The organism is Nocardioides campestrisoli (genome assembly GCF_013624435.2).
GTDB classification, from domain to species: Bacteria; Actinomycetota; Actinomycetes; order Propionibacteriales; family Nocardioidaceae; genus Nocardioides; species Nocardioides campestrisoli.
On the sequence record NZ_CP061768.1, the window covers coordinates 1,389,851 to 1,404,978 of the forward strand.

At 73.8% G+C, this 15,128-nt stretch carries 14 protein-coding genes; 7 read left to right on the top strand and 7 right to left on the bottom strand.

Translation table 11 applies throughout. From position 1 onward, the window contains the following. The first annotated feature begins 24 nt into the window (after window positions 1-24). The 3 genes from H8838_RS06690 to H8838_RS06700 are packed head-to-tail and all read left to right on the top strand — an operon-like array spanning window position 25 to window position 3,439. A complete protein-coding gene (locus H8838_RS06690) occupies window positions 25-957 on the top strand; it encodes a 4Fe-4S dicluster domain-containing protein (protein WP_224766434.1) in 933 nt (310 codons plus the stop codon). Further along, on the top strand, window positions 954-2,108 hold the full coding sequence (gene nrfD, locus H8838_RS06695; protein ID WP_224766435.1) for an NrfD/PsrC family molybdoenzyme membrane anchor subunit: 1,155 nt from the start codon (window positions 954-956) through the stop codon (window positions 2,106-2,108). The genes H8838_RS06690 and nrfD overlap by 4 nt, the downstream gene beginning before the upstream one ends. 20 nt (window positions 2,109-2,128) lie before the next feature. Then, window positions 2,129-3,439, top strand: coding sequence for an L-lactate MFS transporter (locus H8838_RS06700; RefSeq protein WP_185995058.1), 1,311 nt, complete (start codon window positions 2,129-2,131; stop codon window positions 3,437-3,439). Here the strand turns inward: H8838_RS06700 and H8838_RS06705 are convergent. Then, the gene (locus tag H8838_RS06705) at window positions 3,366-4,865 is read right to left on the bottom strand and encodes a dicarboxylate/amino acid:cation symporter (protein ID WP_185995057.1); all 1,500 of its coding nucleotides are present in this window, start codon (window positions 4,863-4,865) and stop codon (window positions 3,366-3,368) included. The two genes, H8838_RS06700 and H8838_RS06705, sit on opposite strands and share 74 nt — an antisense overlap. A 323-nt stretch (window positions 4,866-5,188) precedes the next feature. On the opposite strand from H8838_RS06705, the gene H8838_RS06710 reads away from it, so the two are divergent. The 3 genes from H8838_RS06710 to H8838_RS06720 are packed head-to-tail and all read left to right on the top strand — an operon-like array spanning window position 5,189 to window position 7,836. Next, window positions 5,189-5,941 carry a histidine phosphatase family protein gene (locus H8838_RS06710; RefSeq protein ID WP_181310383.1) on the top strand — a complete coding sequence of 251 codons (753 nt, stop codon included), beginning with the start codon at window positions 5,189-5,191 and terminating at the stop codon, window positions 5,939-5,941. Then, window positions 5,928-6,806 (top strand): NAD(P)H-hydrate dehydratase, encoded by an 879-nt coding sequence (locus H8838_RS06715; protein WP_181310384.1) that lies wholly within the window; start codon window positions 5,928-5,930, stop codon window positions 6,804-6,806. The genes H8838_RS06710 and H8838_RS06715 overlap by 14 nt, the downstream gene beginning before the upstream one ends. Before the next feature lie 13 nt (window positions 6,807-6,819). Next, window positions 6,820-7,836 (top strand): hypothetical protein, encoded by a 1,017-nt coding sequence (locus H8838_RS06720; protein WP_185995056.1) that lies wholly within the window; start codon window positions 6,820-6,822, stop codon window positions 7,834-7,836. Window positions 7,837-7,855: 19 nt separating this feature from the next. Here H8838_RS06720 and H8838_RS06725 read toward each other — a convergent pair whose 3' ends face one another. From H8838_RS06725 to rlmC, 5 genes are all read right to left on the bottom strand, one after another. Then, entirely contained in the window at window positions 7,856-9,220 is a 1,365-nt protein-coding gene (locus H8838_RS06725) for a uracil-xanthine permease family protein (RefSeq protein WP_181310386.1), read from the bottom strand. A gap of 152 nt (window positions 9,221-9,372) precedes the next feature. Further along, window positions 9,373-10,014 carry a TetR/AcrR family transcriptional regulator gene (locus tag H8838_RS06730; RefSeq protein ID WP_185995055.1) on the bottom strand — a complete coding sequence of 214 codons (642 nt, stop codon included), beginning with the start codon at window positions 10,012-10,014 and terminating at the stop codon, window positions 9,373-9,375. Window positions 10,015-10,027: 13 nt separating this feature from the next. Then, a complete protein-coding gene (locus tag H8838_RS06735; RefSeq protein WP_185995054.1) occupies window positions 10,028-10,690 on the bottom strand; it encodes an enoyl-CoA hydratase-related protein in 663 nt (220 codons plus the stop codon). 81 nt (window positions 10,691-10,771) lie between these two features. Beyond that, window positions 10,772-11,083 (bottom strand): MGMT family protein, encoded by a 312-nt coding sequence (locus H8838_RS06740; RefSeq protein WP_373562874.1) that lies wholly within the window; start codon window positions 11,081-11,083, stop codon window positions 10,772-10,774. A gap of 10 nt (window positions 11,084-11,093) precedes the next feature. Then, on the bottom strand, window positions 11,094-12,257 hold the full coding sequence (gene rlmC, locus H8838_RS06745) for a 23S rRNA (uracil(747)-C(5))-methyltransferase RlmC (RefSeq protein ID WP_185995053.1): 1,164 nt from the start codon (window positions 12,255-12,257) through the stop codon (window positions 11,094-11,096). Window positions 12,258-12,380: 123 nt separating this feature from the next. Between rlmC and H8838_RS06750 the strand changes: the two genes are divergently transcribed. After that, on the top strand, window positions 12,381-13,700 hold the full coding sequence (locus H8838_RS06750) for an MFS transporter (protein ID WP_181310390.1): 1,320 nt from the start codon (window positions 12,381-12,383) through the stop codon (window positions 13,698-13,700). Here the strand turns inward: H8838_RS06750 and H8838_RS06755 are convergent. Next, a complete protein-coding gene (locus H8838_RS06755) occupies window positions 13,659-15,080 on the bottom strand; it encodes an aminopeptidase P family protein (protein WP_224766436.1) in 1,422 nt (473 codons plus the stop codon). The two genes, H8838_RS06750 and H8838_RS06755, sit on opposite strands and share 42 nt — an antisense overlap. Between the last annotated feature and the right edge of the window lie 48 nt (window positions 15,081-15,128).

Sequence of the window (15,128 nt, forward strand, 5' to 3'; positions counted from 1 at the left end):
GGCAAGAACAGCCTTTACGGGCCGGTGAACCCCACCCAGAACGCGGGCTACCCCGGGAACCACCCGCCGCGGAAGGGGTTCTTCACCGACACCAGCATCTGCATCGGGTGCAAGGCCTGCGAGGTGGCCTGCAAGGAGTGGAACGACGTCCCCGCGGACCACTTCGACATGACCGGCACCTCCTACGACAACAGCCACTCGCTCAACGCGAACCAGTGGCGGCACGTGGCCTTCATCGAGCAGCCCAAGCGGATGGGTGCCCAGGACCCCGGAATGGACCCGCCCACCGCGCCCCCCACCGACCTGGGGATGCCGACCGTCGGCCTGCCCGACGCCCAGGACGGGGTGGCCGGCGAGCTGGGGGAGAAGCCCGACTTCCGGTGGTTGATGTCCTCGGACGTGTGCAAGCACTGCACCCACGCCGCCTGCCTGGACGTGTGCCCCACGGGCTCGCTGTTCCGCTCAGAGTTCGGCACCGTGGTGGTCCAGGACGACATCTGCAACGGCTGCGGCTACTGCGTGGCCGCGTGCCCGTTCGGGGTGATCGACCGGCGCAAGGGCCCGGACAGGGCCAAGAACGTCGGGATCGCCCAGAAGTGCACGCTCTGCTACGACCGGATGGGCGCCGGCCAGACCCCCGCGTGCGCCCAGTCCTGCCCGACCCAGTCGATCCAGTACGGCGACCTCGACGAGCTGCGCGAGCGGGCCAACACCCGCGTCGCCCAGCTGCACGACGCCGGGATCATGGACGCCCGCCTCTACGGCAACGAGCCTGAGGACGGCGTCGGCGGCACGGGCGCGTTCTTCCTGCTCCTCGACGAGCCGGAGGTCTACGGGCTGCCGCCCGACCCGGTGGTGACCACCCGCGACCTGCCGCACATGTTCCACCGGGCCTCGGCCGCGGCGGCCGGGATGCTGGCCGCGGTCGCGATCGCCTTCGTCGGGAGGAAGTCGTGACGCCCGACCAGACCAGCGACCAGGCCCGCGGTCCGGCCGGCCGGCAGGACGGGGCGGGCCCCCGGTTCACCCGCACCGAGGACGAGCAGCAGACCGGTGCGGTGATCGGCTCCGCCGGGGGTCGCACCACCGGCGGGAGCAGCCGTCGCCGCCGCCCGGGTGGCCGGCGCCGGCACGGGCCGGGCGCCGAGACCATGGTGGAGGAGGCGGAGTTCACCTCCTACTACGGCCGGGCCGTGGTCAAGCCGGCCCCGTGGGAGCTCGACATCCCGGCATACCTGTTCAGCGGCGGCCTGGCCGCCGGGACGGCGATGATCGCCGCCGCCGCGGACCTGACCGGGCGTCCGGGCCTGCGCCGGGGGAGCAGGCTGGGCTCGCTGGCCGCGGTCGCCTTCTCCGGCGCGACCCTGGTGCACGACCTGGGCAAGCCCTCCCGGTTCGCCTACATGCTGCGGGTGGCCAAGCTGACCTCCCCGATGTCCGTCGGGACCTGGATCCTCACCGCGTTCGCCCCCGGCGCCGGCGTCGCAGGGGTGGCCGAGGTGCTCGACCTGGTGCCGGAGGACAGGCGTGGCCGGCTCCTGGGCACGGCTCACGCCCTCAGCCGGCTGGTCGCCCGCCCCGCCAACCTCTGGGCCGCGCTCTTCGGCCCGCCGCTGGCCGCCTACACCGCGGTGCTGCTCTCCGACACCGCCACCCCGACCTGGCACGAGAGCTACCGGGAGCTGCCCTTCGTCTTCGTCAGCTCGGCGCTTGCGGCTTCCTCCGGCTGGGGGATGATCGTCGCGCCCCTGGCGGAGATCGACCCGTTGCGCCGACTCGCGATCGGGGCCGCCCTGGTCGAGATCGGCGCCGAGCGCCGGATGGAGCACTCGCTGGGCATCGCCGCGGAGCCGCTGCACGAAGGGCGAGCCGGGCAGCTGATGCGGGCCTCCGCCGTGCTGACCGTGGCCGGGGCCGCCGGGGCGGCGTTCGGAGGCCGCAGCCGGGTCGTCTCCGCGCTCGCGGGGGCGGCGCTGATGGCGGGCTCGGCCTGCACGCGCTTCGGCATCTTCCACGCCGGGATCGAGTCGGCGAAGGACCCGAAGTACACGGTGCTGCCGCAGCGTGAGCGGCTGGAGCGTGAGGGGCCGACCCGGCACCCGGAGTGACTCATCACAGGAGGCAGCAGATGTCCGACCAGACACGTCCCGGTGTCGACCGCGCCGCCGAGCAGCCCTCCGGCGGGTTCCGATGGCTGCTGGTCGGCGGTGGCCTGCTCCTCCAGTTCTCCATCGGCGCGGTCTACGCCTGGAGCGTCTTCAGCGGCGCCCTGGAGGACGCCGAGCCGTTCCAGCTGACCAAGGTCGAGGCCTCGCTGCCCTTCACGGTGACGATCGCGATGATCTTCATCGGCAGCTACCTCGGCGGACGTCTCCAGGACGTGCGCGGGCCGCGGGTGGTGGCCCTGGCCGGCGGCGTGATCTACGCGCTGGGGATCATCCTGGCCTCGTTCGCCGACAGCGGCGACGAGCTGTGGCTGATCATCCTGGGGTACGGCGTGATCAGCGGATTCGGTCTCGGCTTCGCCTACATCGTGCCGATCGCCATGCTGCAGAAGTGGTTCCCGGACAAGCGGGGCCTGATCACCGGCCTGGCGGTCGGCGGCTTCGGCTTCGGCGCGGTGCTCACCTCCCCGGTCGCGCAGTGGCTGATCGACCGGGACCCCGACCAGCCCACCAGCGCGTTCCTGCCGCTGGGCATCGCCTACCTGGTCATGTCCCTGGTCGGCGCCTCGATCTTCCGCAACCCGCCGGCCGGCTACGTGGTGCCGGGGACGACGGCCGCCGCCGGCCAGGCCGAGAAGGCCGCCGTCACCCACGACTACACCCAGGGCGAGGCGCTGCGGACCCCGCAGTGGTACCTGCTGACCGCGATCCTCACCCTGAGCGTCAGCGCCGGCATCTCGTTGATCTCCCAGGCCAAGACGTCCGCCTCCGACATCGCCGGCTACAGCGTCTCCGGTGCCGCCGCCGTCGTCGGTGTGCTGGCCATCTTCAACGGCGCCGGCCGGATCGTCTGGGCGGCGGTCTCCGACCGGATCGGCCGGATGCCCACCTTCGCCCTGCTCCTCGGGCTCCAGGGGATCTGCCTGATCCTGCTGCCCCACGCCAGCAACGCGGCGTTCTTCTTCGTCCTCGCCGCGGTGATCTACCTCTGCTACGGCGGGGCGTTCGGCACGATGCCGGCGACGGCGGGCGACTTCTTCGGCGTCCGCAACGCCGGCGCCATCTACGGCCTGATGCTGATCGGCTGGAGCATCGGCGGCGTCTTCGGGCCGCTGCTCACCTCGTGGCTGCTCGGCGACGACGCGGCGTACACCGTCGCCTACACCACCATCGGCGTGGTCGCCCTGGTCGCGGTGGCCCTCACCGTGGTGACGAAGCTGCCTCGGCCGCGGACGTCGACGGCTGACCCGGCTGGTGGGGTGCCGACCCGGTGACCACCACCTCGCGGTCGGACCAGGGGCGACCGCGGCGCGGCGCGTCGTACGCCGCACGGTCCAGGATCCCTTCGCGGGCGGCGACCAGGGTCGGCACCAGCGCCTGACCGGCGACGTTGGTCGCGGTCCGGCCCATGTCGAGGATCGGGTCGATCGCCAGCAGCAGGCCCACGCCCTCCAGCGGCAGGCCGAGCGTGGACAGGGTCAGGGTCAGCATCACCGTGGCGCCGGTGACCCCGGCGGTCGCGGCCGACCCGATGACCGAGACGAAGGCGATCAGCACGTAGTCGGTCAGCGACAGGTCGACGCCGAAGAACTGGGCGACGAAGATCGCGGCGATCGCGGGATAGATCGACGCGCAGCCGTCCATCTTGGTGGTCGCGCCCAGCGGGACCGCGAACGAGGAGTAGGCCCGGGGGACGCCCAGGTTCCGCTCGGTGACGGTCTCGGTGACCGGCATGGTGCCGATCGAGGAGCGGGAGACGAAGCCCAGCGAGATCGCCGGCCAGGCGCCGGAGAAGAACTGGCGCACGGAGAGGCCGTTGGCCTTGAGCAGCGCCGGGTAGAGCACGAAGACCACCAGGGCCAGGCCGACGTAGACCGCGGCCGCGAAGGTGCCCAGCGAGCCCAGTGCGTCCCAGCCGTAGGTGGCGACCGCCTTGCCGAGCAGGCCGATGGTCGCGACCGGGGCCAGCAGGATGATCCACCAGAGCACCTTCTGGACCACCGCGAGCGCGGAGCGCACCACGGCGAGGAACGGGTCGGCGGCGGGGCCCACCTTGAGCGTGGCGATGCCCACGGCGATCGCCATCACCAGGATCTGCAGCACGTTGAAGGAGAGCCCGACGCTGCCGTCGCCGGCGGCTTCGGCCTGCAGGCCCAGGATGTTGGCCGGCACGAGCCCGGTGAGGAAGTCCAGCCACGAGCCGGTGCTCGACGGCGCGGCTGCCGCGTCCGCGCTCACCGAGGTGTTGCGCCCGGGCTCGAGCACCAGGCCCAGCGCGATGCCGATGCCGACCGAGATGAGCGCGGTGATCGCGAACCAGGCAAGCGTCTTCCAGGCCAGCCGTGCGGCTCCGGTGACGTCGCGCAGGTTGGCGATGGAGGCCACGATCGCGAGGAAGACCAGAGCCGGCACGATGGTGCGCAGCAGGGTGACGAAGATGCCGCCCACCTCGGTCAGGGTCTCGGTCAGCCAGTTGGGGTCGGTGACCCCGCCCTCGACGGAGTCCGGGCCCATCTCCCGGGCGACCAGGCCGAGCAGGACGCCCAGCACCAGGCCGATCAGGACCTGGGTGCCGAAGGACGGCAGCCAACGGCGGCGGGCCGACCGCTTGGCGGGGCCTCCCTCGGAGCGGGGGCTGTCTGTGCTGGCCGGGCTGTCCTGGCTGGCCTGGCTGTCTGGACTGGCTGGGGTGGTGCTCATGCTCTGGTGGCCTTTCACTGGTCTCCCGCACGGACGCCGGCGGGGAGGAACGGGGCGGCGGCGTGACGCGCGCGATCGGCAGCCTCCGGGAGGAGGCGTCCGAGCGGCGCAGCGTCCGGGGTCAGCGACAGGTGGTGCCGTGCAGCAGGCCGAGGTCCACCACGAGGCGCCTGGTCAGCAGGTCGCCGGGGGCGGTGGGGGTCGTCTCGGGGTGCACGAGACCGGGAACAGCGCAGGGGCCTCGGACATTCCCGCCGGCGCATCGGCCGCACTCTGCGTGGGTACGCGCGGGGGGACCGATCGTCGACGGACAGGAGGGGCGCGTGCGGCCTCGGTGGAACAGCGGGCCCGCGGGCCTGGTGCTGGTCAGGCACGGGGAGAGCGAGGGGAACCTCGCCGACCAGCGCGCCCGGAAGGCGGGTGCCGAGCGGCTCGAGCTGGACATCCGCGACGCCGACGTCGAGCTCTCCGCGACCGGACGGGACCAGGCGACCGCCCTCAACCGCTGGCTGAGGGAGCAGGCGGACGACGAGCGGCCCACGCTCGCCGTCAGCTCGCCGTACGCGCGGGCCGCGGAGACCGCCCGCGTGGCCCTGGAGGGCCACGACGTCCCGCTGCTGCTGGACGAGCGGCTGCGCGAGCGCGACCTCGGCGTCCTGGACGGCATGACCGGGAAGGGGATCCGGGCCCGGCACCCGGAGGAGAGCGCGCGGCGCGACAAGCTGGGCAAGTTCTACTACCAGCCCCCGAGCGGGGAGAGCTGGGCCGACGTCGCGCTGCGGGTGCGCAGCTTCCTGCACGACCTGCGCGAGGGGCACGACGGGGCCCGGATCTGGCTGTTCAGCCACCAGGCGGTGATCATGACGTTCCGCTACGTGCTCGAGGACGTGGCCGAGGCAGACCTGCTCGCGGTGGACCGCCGGGTGCAGATCCCGAACGCCTCGCTGACCTCCTACCGCCGGGCCGGCGACGTCTTCGAGCTGGTGGAGTTCGCCGACACCTCCGCCGTGGACGCCGACCGGGCCCAGGTGACGCGCGAGCCCTCGCACGGGGAGCGCGACGATGCCGCGACCTGAGCCCCAGGTCCTCACCCGCGAGCTCCTGCGCCGGCACCGGCTGCCTCGACCGGGGGAGGACAAGAGCGCCCGCGGTGCGGTGCTCGTCCTCGGCGGCGCCCAGGACACCCCGGGTGCGGTGCTGCTGGCCGGTGAGGCGGCGCTGCGGGCGGGCGCCGGGAAGCTGATGATCGGCACGACCGCGAGCACCGCCGCGGCGCTGGCGGTCGCGGTCCCGGAAGCGGCCGTGCGGGGGCTGCCGGAGCAGGAGGGCCAGATCGCGCCCGACGCCGCGGAGCTCCTGGACGGACCGCTGACCAGCTGCGACGCGGTGCTGCTCGGCAGCGGGCTCGGCGACGTCGAGTCCGCGGTGGCGCTGTTGGCACGCGTCGTCCCTCGGGTCGAGTGTGCGGTGGTGGTCGACGCCCTCGGCTCGGCCTTCCTGACCGAGCACCCCGACGGGTTGCGCCACCTGGGTGGCCGGGCCGTGCTCTCGGTGAACCCCACCGAGCTGGCCCGCACCGCCCGGGTGACCGACGAGCAGGTGGACGACGATCCGGTCGGGGTGGCGCGCGAGGTGGCGCGGCGCTCTCAGGTGGTGGTGCTCTGCGGCGGCTCGGAGAAGCACGTCGTCACCCCGGACGGCGAGGCGTGGGTGGTCGCCGGCGGAGGTCCGGGGCTGGGCGTCTCCGGCTCCGGGGACGTGCAGGCAGGCCTGATCTGTGGGCTGCTCGCCCGCGGAGCGGAGCCGTTGTGGGCGGCGCTGTGGGGAGCTCACCTGCACGCGCGGGCAGGAGAGCGCCTCGCGACGGCCGTGGGCACCGTAGGCTTCCTCGCGCGTGAGCTGCCCGGCCAGGTCCCGGGGGTGCTCGCGGACCTGTCGTGAGGGAGGAGGGGGCGTGACGGAGCAGCACCTCGGCGTGGCCGAGCCGCCCGGAGGCACCGCCGGTCCGGCCGTGGACTGGTCCCAGGTCTGGCACCTGGTGGCGACCACCGTGGCCGGTCACCTCGCGGCCGGACGCGGACACCTGGTCACCCAGGACACGGTGCGGCTGGCCGCGGTCCTGGCCCTCCAGGCGCTGGGTGTCGCACCCATCCGGATCACCCTGGGCTGGACCGCCGGCACGGGGCGCCCCGGCGAGGCCTCCGAGCCGCTCGCCGACCTCTTCCTCGACGGTCCCGGCGGGACGCTCGTCGACGTGCGTCTGCCCTGGACGCCCTCGGCCGCGCAGGGCACCGAGGCGATGGGGTGGCTGCTGCGCGACGTGCTCCGGGTGGCCTCCGTGCCCGCCGCCGGGCGCTGGCTGGGGGTCCTCGCCTCGCCGCCGCTGATGGGCCAGCTCGACCACCTCGCCCGGCGTCGTGGTGTGCCCTGGCCAGGTCATCCGCAGGCGCGGGTGCTGCTGGACCGCGCCGGGCTGGACGCGCTCCCCGCGGGCGCGGCCCGGGCGCTGGGTCCCGGCCCTCGGCCCCAGCCGGTCGCGGTGACCTGTGCCGGCTCCTGGCCGGTCTCGCCCGAGCTCGACCTCTACGCCTTCGAGGTCGACGTGCTGGGCTCAGGTCCCGACACGATCCCGGCCGGTTCGACGCCGGCCGTCCTCCCGCCTCCGGCCGCGCCGGTGCGCGAGACGCTGCAGGCGGTGCCGGCCGCGCCGCCCCCGTCGCCCCGGGGCACGGCGCGCGCCGAGGTGCTCGCCGCGGTCCGTGCGGTGGTCGCACGGACCGGGACCGACGTCGTGCACGAGCAGCAGGTGCTCGACGAGGTACGCCGCAGCGGCGCCCGCTTCGACGAGGCCACGGTGCTGACGATGCTGACCAGGCACATGTGCGCGCAGGTCCAGGGACGTGGCGTCGCCTCGTACGACGACGTCGACCAGGTCGACGAGCACCACTACCGGCTCCGGCCCGGACGCTGACCGAGGGGCCGGCCCGGGGTCAGGCCTGCCGGCCGCCCTCCGGGTCGACGCCGACCTCCTCGACGCGGGACGCCTTGGCCCCGGAGGCTGCCCCAGCACCGGACGTCTCGACACCGGACTGCCCGGCGTCGGCCGAGCCGTTGCGCCAGCGCTCCAGGCCCGCCATCACGTGGTAGATGACCACGGCCGCCACCGTGCCCAGCGCGATCCCGGTGAAGGTCATCTCGCCGGCGTTCAGGGTCAGGTCGCCGATGCCGATGATCAGCGCCGCCGCCGCCGGGTACTGGTTGACCGGGCGGCCGAAGTCGACCCCGTTGTCGATCCACACCTTGATGCCGATCAGGCCGATCAGGCCGTAGAGCGCGACGGTGACACCGCCCAGCACCCCGGCCGGGATGGTGTTGAGCAGGGCGCCGACCTTGGGGGAGAGGCTGAGCAGGATCGCGAACAGGCCCGCGACCCAGTAGGCGGCGGTGGAGAAGATCCGGGTCGCGGTCATCACGCCGATGTTCTCGCCGTACGTCGTGGTCGCCGAGCCGCCGCCCGCCCCGGCGAGGGCGGTCGCCAGACCGTCGGCGAGCAGCGCGTTGCCGGTCCGGGCGTTGATCGAGTCGTCACCGACGAGGTGGGCGACGCTCTTGACGTGCCCGACGTTCTCGGCGATGAGGACCAGCACGACGGGCAGGAACATCGGCACGACCGACCAGGAGACGTCGGGGGTGGTGAGCTCGGGCAGGCCGATCCACGCGGCGTCGGAGACGGGGGCGAAGTCGATCGCCCCGCTGACCGCGGCCGCCGCGTAGCCGACGGCCACCCCGATCAGGATCGAGAGCCGGGCAGCGAGACCGCGGAAGAGGACCGCGACCACCACGATCGTGGCCAGGGTGAGGGTGGCGATCCACGGCGCCTGCTCGTAGTTGCTCGAGGCGACCCCACCCAGGTTGAAGCCGATCAGGGCGATGATCGCGCCGGTGACCACGGGGGGCATGAGCGCGTCGATCCAGCCGGTGCCGGTGACGTTGACCAGCAGGCCCACGGCGGCGAGCAGGAGTCCGGTGACCATGATCCCGAACAGCGCGGCGCCCATGCCGCCCTCGGTCATCGAGGCCTGGATCGGCGCGATGAACGCGAACGAGGAGCCCAGGTAGCTCGGCACCCGGTTGCGGGTGAGCAGCAGGAACAGCAGGGTACCCAGACCCGAGAAGAGCAGGGTGGTGCTCGGCGGGAAGCCGGTGATGATGGGCACGAGGAAGGTGGCGCCGAACATCGCGACCACGTGCTGGCCCCCGAAGCCGATGGTCCGCGGCCACGAGAGCCGCTCCTCGGGCCGGACGATCGCATCGGCGGCGACGGTCTTGCCGTCTCCGTGCAGGCTCCACGGCATGGTGGTGTCTCCTGGGTGCTAGTGCTCGACCTGACATGACTGGCCGCCCCGCTCGACCAGAACGACTCTACTTTCCGGTGCGCCCTGATCGAAGGCCCCGCGCGCCCTGATTTTGGGTCGTCCCCGATCCGTGACCTTGGACGTGACCGAGGTCACGTCCCTTCGGGTCGCTCAGGCGGCGGGGGCGGCGGGCCGGCGAGGACGCCGCGCACCGCACGCTCCAGCAGCGAGCGGGCGGTCGCGGCGTCCAGGAGTGCCCGGGGGTGGAGCAGCGCCGCCGGCAGCTGGACCACGCAGGCCCGCACCACCGCCTGGGCGGCCCGGTCGTCGCGACCCCACAGCTGGGTGGAGAGGCCGGCGATCCGGCTCCCCAGCGAGGTCCGCAGGGAGAGCAGGTGGTCGCGCTGCTCGGGGGCCAGGTCGCCGTCGAGCAGCCGGTCGTCGGTCACCGAGAGCAGCAGCCGGGCGCCGTCGGGGTGCTCCACGGCGTACGTCGCCGGGGCGGTGGCCGCGGCGACCACGGCGGCCACGGCGGCGGCCTCGGGGTCGGGTGCGGCGTCCCGCGCCGACTGCACCAGGGTGTCCTGGAGGTCCAGCAAGCGCCCGGCCTCCCGGGTCCAGACGGTCGCCATCAGGCCGTCCCGCGAGCCGAACGCGTGGTAGATCGCGCCGTTGCTCACGCCGCTGGCAGCGCTCAGGGCGCGGATGGTCACCGCCCCGGCGCCGCCCTCAGCCCACAGGGACCGGGCATGGTCGAGCACCGCGTCCAGGTCGTGCTCGCGGCGGCGACCCACGGGTGCGGGCTCCTCAGCCCTGCGGGCGGGTGAGCGCCTCGACGACCTGGGCGTACATGGTCCGCTTGATCGCCCCCAGCGTCGTCCGGTCCTTGCCGGCCCGGTCGCGCACCAGGTCGGCGGCGGTGCCGAGCAGCGAGTCCAGGTCGGTGGCGACGTCGACCAGCCCGGTCTCCGCGGCGTCGTCGCCGCCGAAGCGTCGTCCGGTGGTCATCGAGTCGATCGCGGCCCTGGGGGTCAGCTTGGCGGTGATCAGCGCGGACATGCCCTCGGTGAAGGGGATGTGGATGTCCACCTCGGGGAAGCAGAAGAACCCGCGGTCCGAGCGCATGACCCGGTGGTCGTGCGCCATCGCCAGCATCGCGCCGCCGCCGAAGGCGTGGCCGTTGACCGCGGCCACCGTCGGCACGGGCAGGGTCAGGACCTGGGCGAAGAGGCCGTGGATGCGGTCGACGTAGCTGCCGAGCTGGTCGGGGTGGGCGCCGAGCCACTCCAGGTCCAGGCCGTTGGAGAAGAACTTGCCGCTGCCGGTGGTGACCAGGGCGGCGGGCTGGTCCGAGCCGGCGACCTCGTCCAGGAGGGCGGCGGTGGTGCTCAGCCACTCCAGCGAGAAGCGGTTCTCGTCGTCGCCGAGGTCCAGGGTCCAGATCGGTCCGTCGGTGGTGAGGGTGGGCATGGCGGGTCTCCCGGGTGCTGGGTCGGTGTCGCCGTGGGTAGGACGGCGCGCGCACCATAACAGAGCGCGTGCTCTGGAACCTCAGTCCGGCGTCCACCAGCCGGCCCGGCGCAGGTCGACCCGGCCAGGTGCGGCGAACGGCACGTCCTCCTCCAGCAGCCGGCGTACCGCCTCCCCGTCGTGGCACTCGGCCGGCCGTCCGTCGGCCCGCACCACCCGCCACCACGGCACGGCACCGCCGTGCAGGGACATCACCCGGCCGACCAGCCGGGGGCCGCCTCGCCCGACCTCGTCGGCGAGGGCACCGTAGGTGGTGACCCGGCCCGCGGGCACCCGCTCGACCAGGGCGAGCACCTGCTCGACGTACTCCTCGTCCATCACCCGGGCGGCCACCTGCACCGCCTCAGTCCGGTGCCGCGGCGGGGTCACGGCTCAGCAGCACCAGCACCTCGGCGTGCGCGGTGTGCGGGAACATGTCCAGCAGCCGGGCGCGGACCGGGCGCAGGGACGGCATCGCGGCCAGGTCGCGGGCCAGCGACGCGGGGGAGCAGCTGGAGTAGACGACGTGCTCGACGCCCGAGGCCTCGAGCCGGCTCGCGAGCTCCGGGCCGATCCCGCGCCGAGGCGGGTTGACGACCACCAGGTCGGGCGCGGAGCGGGAGTCCGGGCCGTCCAGGGCGCCCAGGACGTACGCCGTCGCGTCGCCGGCCTCGAAGGAGACGTCCGCCAGGCCCGCCTCCTCGGCGCTGGTCCGGGCACTGGCGACCGCCTCGGCACTGACCTCCAGCCCGCTCACCTCACGCCCGGGGCGAGCCAGGTGCAGGGCGAAGCCGCCTACCCCGCAGTAGAGGTCCCAGACCCGGCCGGGACCGGGCAGCACCTCGTCCACCCAGGCGGCGGCCTGGCGGTAGAGGGCGGCCGCGACCTCGGTGTTGGTCTGGAAGAAGCTCTGCGGGCGCAGGTGCAGGGTCAGCCCGTTGACCCGCATCGGCAGGGTCTCGCCGTGCAGCACCTGCTCCTGCTCGCCCTCCAGCACCGCCTTGTGCTCGGGCTGCAGGTTGACCGAGACCACCCGCACGCCGGGCAGGAGCGCGAGCAGCGTGGGCAGGTGCTTGCGGATCCGGGGCACCGGCTCGTAGGAGCGCAGCACGAACCGCACCATCAGCTCCCCGTCGGGCGACTCGGTGACCAGCAGGTGCTTGAGCTCGCCGCGGCGACTGGTCACGTCGTACGGCGTCAGCGCGGCGGTGGTGACGAAGTCGGCGAGCACCGGCAGCGTCGCCCGGAGCCCGTCGGTGTGCAGCGGGCAGTCGCGCAGGTCCACCCCGGCACGCCGCTCGTCGAGGATGCCGAGGGTGGGGGAGTCGACCGTGCCGGCGACGACCATCTTGGCCTTGTTGCGGAAGCCCGCCTCGGGACCGGCGACCGGGGGCAGCCACTCAGGGTCGCCCAGCGGTTCGAGCAGGGCCCGCACCTCGGCCTGCTTGGCCGCCAGCTGGTCGGGTCGGGCGACCTCCAGCCAGGAGCAGGAGCGACACCGGTGGGCGTCGTAGTGGGCGCAGTCCATGACGACGGCGAATCTACCTCGCGTGTGCGTTGTCCTAGACTTGGCGGCGCACAGGGTTCAGCGCGTTCTTGGAGGTGGGTACGGCGCGCGTGTTCGCGCCTACCCGAAAGTCCTCCCTCCCTCGTGTCTACTCTCGCCTCGTACCGGCGACTCCTCGAGCTCGCCGGTCCGCTGTACTTCGTCGTCGCCTTCTTCGGCCGCCTCCCGCTCTCGATGAGCCAGCTGGGCACCCTGCTCCTGGTCTCCTCGGTCACCGACAGCTACGCCACCGGCGGTCTCGCCGCCGGCGTCCTCGCGGTCGCCAACGCCGTCGGCGCCCCGGTCGCCGGCGCGCTGGCCGACCGGTTCGGGCAGCGTCCGGTCCTGCTCGTCCAGTCCGGGGCCGGCGCTGCCGCGCTGGCCGGTCTGGTCAGTGCCGCCGAGCAGGGGGCGGGCGGCGCGACGCTGGTCGCCGCCGCCGCGCTCTCCGGGATGCTGATCCCGCAGGTCGGCCCGCTCTCCCGGGCGCGCTGGCGACCGATGCTCGGGCACAGCGACCCGCACCGGGAGCGGCTGCTCAACACCGCGTTCTCCTACGACGGTGCCGCCGACGAGGCCGCGTTCGTGCTCGGCCCCGCCGCGGTCGGCATCCTGGTCGCGGTGGCCTCGCCGTCCGCCGCGGTGGTCGCCGCGGCCGTCGGCCTGCTGGTCTTCGGGACGGCGTTCGCCCTCCACCCGACGGCGCGTCGTCGCCCGGTCGGGTGGGACGCGGACGCGGCGTCCGGAGCAGGCCACAGCACGCCGGCGCCCTCGGCGTCCGCCCCGGCGCCGCGCGTGCTCACCCCGGTCTTCGTCGCGCTCCTGGTCGCGCTGCTCAGCGTGGGGGCGCTCTTCGGCGCCACCCAGACCGGCACCAGCGTGCTCGCCGACGCCAGCGGCCAGTCCGGCCTGACCGGCCTGGTGCACGCCACGCTCGGGATCGGCAGCGTGATCGCCGGCCTCGGTACGGCGCTGCTCCCGGCCTCCTTCGCCCAGGAGCGGCGGATGGTGCTCTGCGCGGGGTTCCTGCTGGTCTTCTCGCTGCCGCTGCTGCTGGTCGACTCCCTGGGCACGCTCACCCTCGTGGTGCTGGCCCTGGGCTTCGGGGTCGCCCCGTTCATGATCAGCGCGTTCACCCTGGGCGAACGCACGCTTCCGCCCGGGCGGTTCGCCCTGGGCCTGAGCCTGCTCGGCAGCTCGGTCAACGTCGGCTACGCGGTCGGCGCCGGGATCGCGGGCCGGCTCGCGGACCACCTCGGCCAGGACCGTGGGCACACCGCGGCCTTCGCGGTCACGGTGTCGGCGATGGTGGTCGCCGTCCTCGTCTCCCTGGGCCTGCTCCGCCGGCTCCGGCGCCTGGAGCGGGGCGCCCTTTCCGAGGCGTCAGCCCCGGAGACGGCCCATCCACTCCTCGACGTCCGCTGAGGCGCGGGGGAGGGCGGCCGACAGGTTCCGGCTGCCGTCGGCGGTGACCAGGATGTCGTCCTCGATCCGGATGCCGATCCCGCGCAGCTCCTCGGGGACCAGCAGGTCGTCGGCCTGGAAGTACAGGCCCGGCTCGACGGTGAGCACCATGCCCTCGGCCAGCTCGGCCTTGGTGTAGGCCTCGGGGGCGGCCCGGCCGCAGTCGTGCACGTCCATCCCGAGCATGTGCGAGGTGCCGTGCAGCGTCCAGCGGGCGTAGACCTTCGACTCCGGGTCGAGGGCCTCCTCCGCCGGGACCGGGAGCAGGCCCAGGTCGGCCAGGCCGTGCGCGAGCACGGTCATCGCCGCGTCGTGGGCGGCCAGGAACGGAGCGCCCGGGCGGACCGCCTCGATGCCGCGGGTCTGGGCGGTCAGCACCAGCTCGTAGAGGTCGCGCTGCAGGGGGGTGAAGGCGCCCGAGACGGGCAGGGTGCGGGTGACGTCGGCGGTGTAGAGGCTGCGCCCCTCCACGCCCATGTCCAGCAGCACCAGCTGGCCCGGGACGATCGGCCCGGTGTTGTCGATCCAGTGCAGGGTGGTCGCGTGGGAGCCGCCCCCCACGATCGAGTCGTAGCCGATGTCGTTGCCCATCGCCCGCGCCCGGCGGAAGAAGGTGCCCTCGATCCAGCGCTCGCCGTGCTCGAGCACCCGGTCCCACTCGCGCACCGAGTCCTCGAAGCCCAGGGTGGTGATGTCGCACGCCTCCTGGAGCTGCTCGACCTCCCAGGCGTCCTTGACCAGCCGCATCTCGGAGACCACCCGGGCCAGCTCGTCGTCGGTCGACGGGTCCGCGGGCAGCAGCGCGTCGACGGCCTCGCTCACCCCGCGGTGCACGCGGGTCTTGGGGCCGTGCGCGAGCGCGTCGGGCAGCTCGGAGACGTGGCGCACCTCCAGGCCGAGTCCGTCGGCCAGCTCGGGCAGGGAGGGGCGCTCCCCGGCCCAGAGGGCGCCGTACTGGCGGTCCCGGAAGAACTCGTCGGTCTCGCGCGAGGACCGCGGCCGGGCGTAGAGCACCGACTCGCCGTCCTCGACGACCAGCACCGCGTCGGTGGTCTGGTTGCCGGAGAAGTACGTGTGGGCGGTGTCGGGGCGGAAGCGGTAGTCGGTGTCGTTGGAGCGCACCTTGAAGGTGCCCGCGGGCAGCACGAGCCGCTCGCCCGGGAACGCCTCGGCCAACCGGGCCCGGCGGGCGGCGGCGTGCGGCGCCACCGGGTGCCGGGGCACCTGCCGGTGCTGCTCGGCCCAGCCGGTGCGCATGAACGCCGCGTACGCGGGCGGCACGGCGGGGTCGTGGCTCTCGGTCCGGGGCGCGGTCGACTCACTGCTCAGCTGCTCGCTCACGCTGATCACTGTACGCCGCGCCCTACGGAGAAGGTTAGGCTGCGGACC

Coding starts and splice junctions, on each gene's coding strand:
- H8838_RS06705 (WP_185995057.1), bottom strand. CDS start 4,865: ATGAGCACCACCCCAGCCAGTCCAGACAGCCAGGCCAGCCAGGACAGC.
- H8838_RS06715 (WP_181310384.1), top strand. CDS start 5,928: ATGCCGCGACCTGAGCCCCAGGTCCTCACCCGCGAGCTCCTGCGCCGG.
- H8838_RS06700 (WP_185995058.1), top strand. CDS start 2,129: ATGTCCGACCAGACACGTCCCGGTGTCGACCGCGCCGCCGAGCAGCCC.
- H8838_RS06725 (WP_181310386.1), bottom strand. CDS start 9,220: ATGCCGTGGAGCCTGCACGGAGACGGCAAGACCGTCGCCGCCGATGCG.
- H8838_RS06735 (WP_185995054.1), bottom strand. CDS start 10,690: ATGCCCACCCTCACCACCGACGGACCGATCTGGACCCTGGACCTCGGC.
- rlmC (WP_185995053.1), bottom strand. CDS start 12,257: ATGGACTGCGCCCACTACGACGCCCACCGGTGTCGCTCCTGCTCCTGG.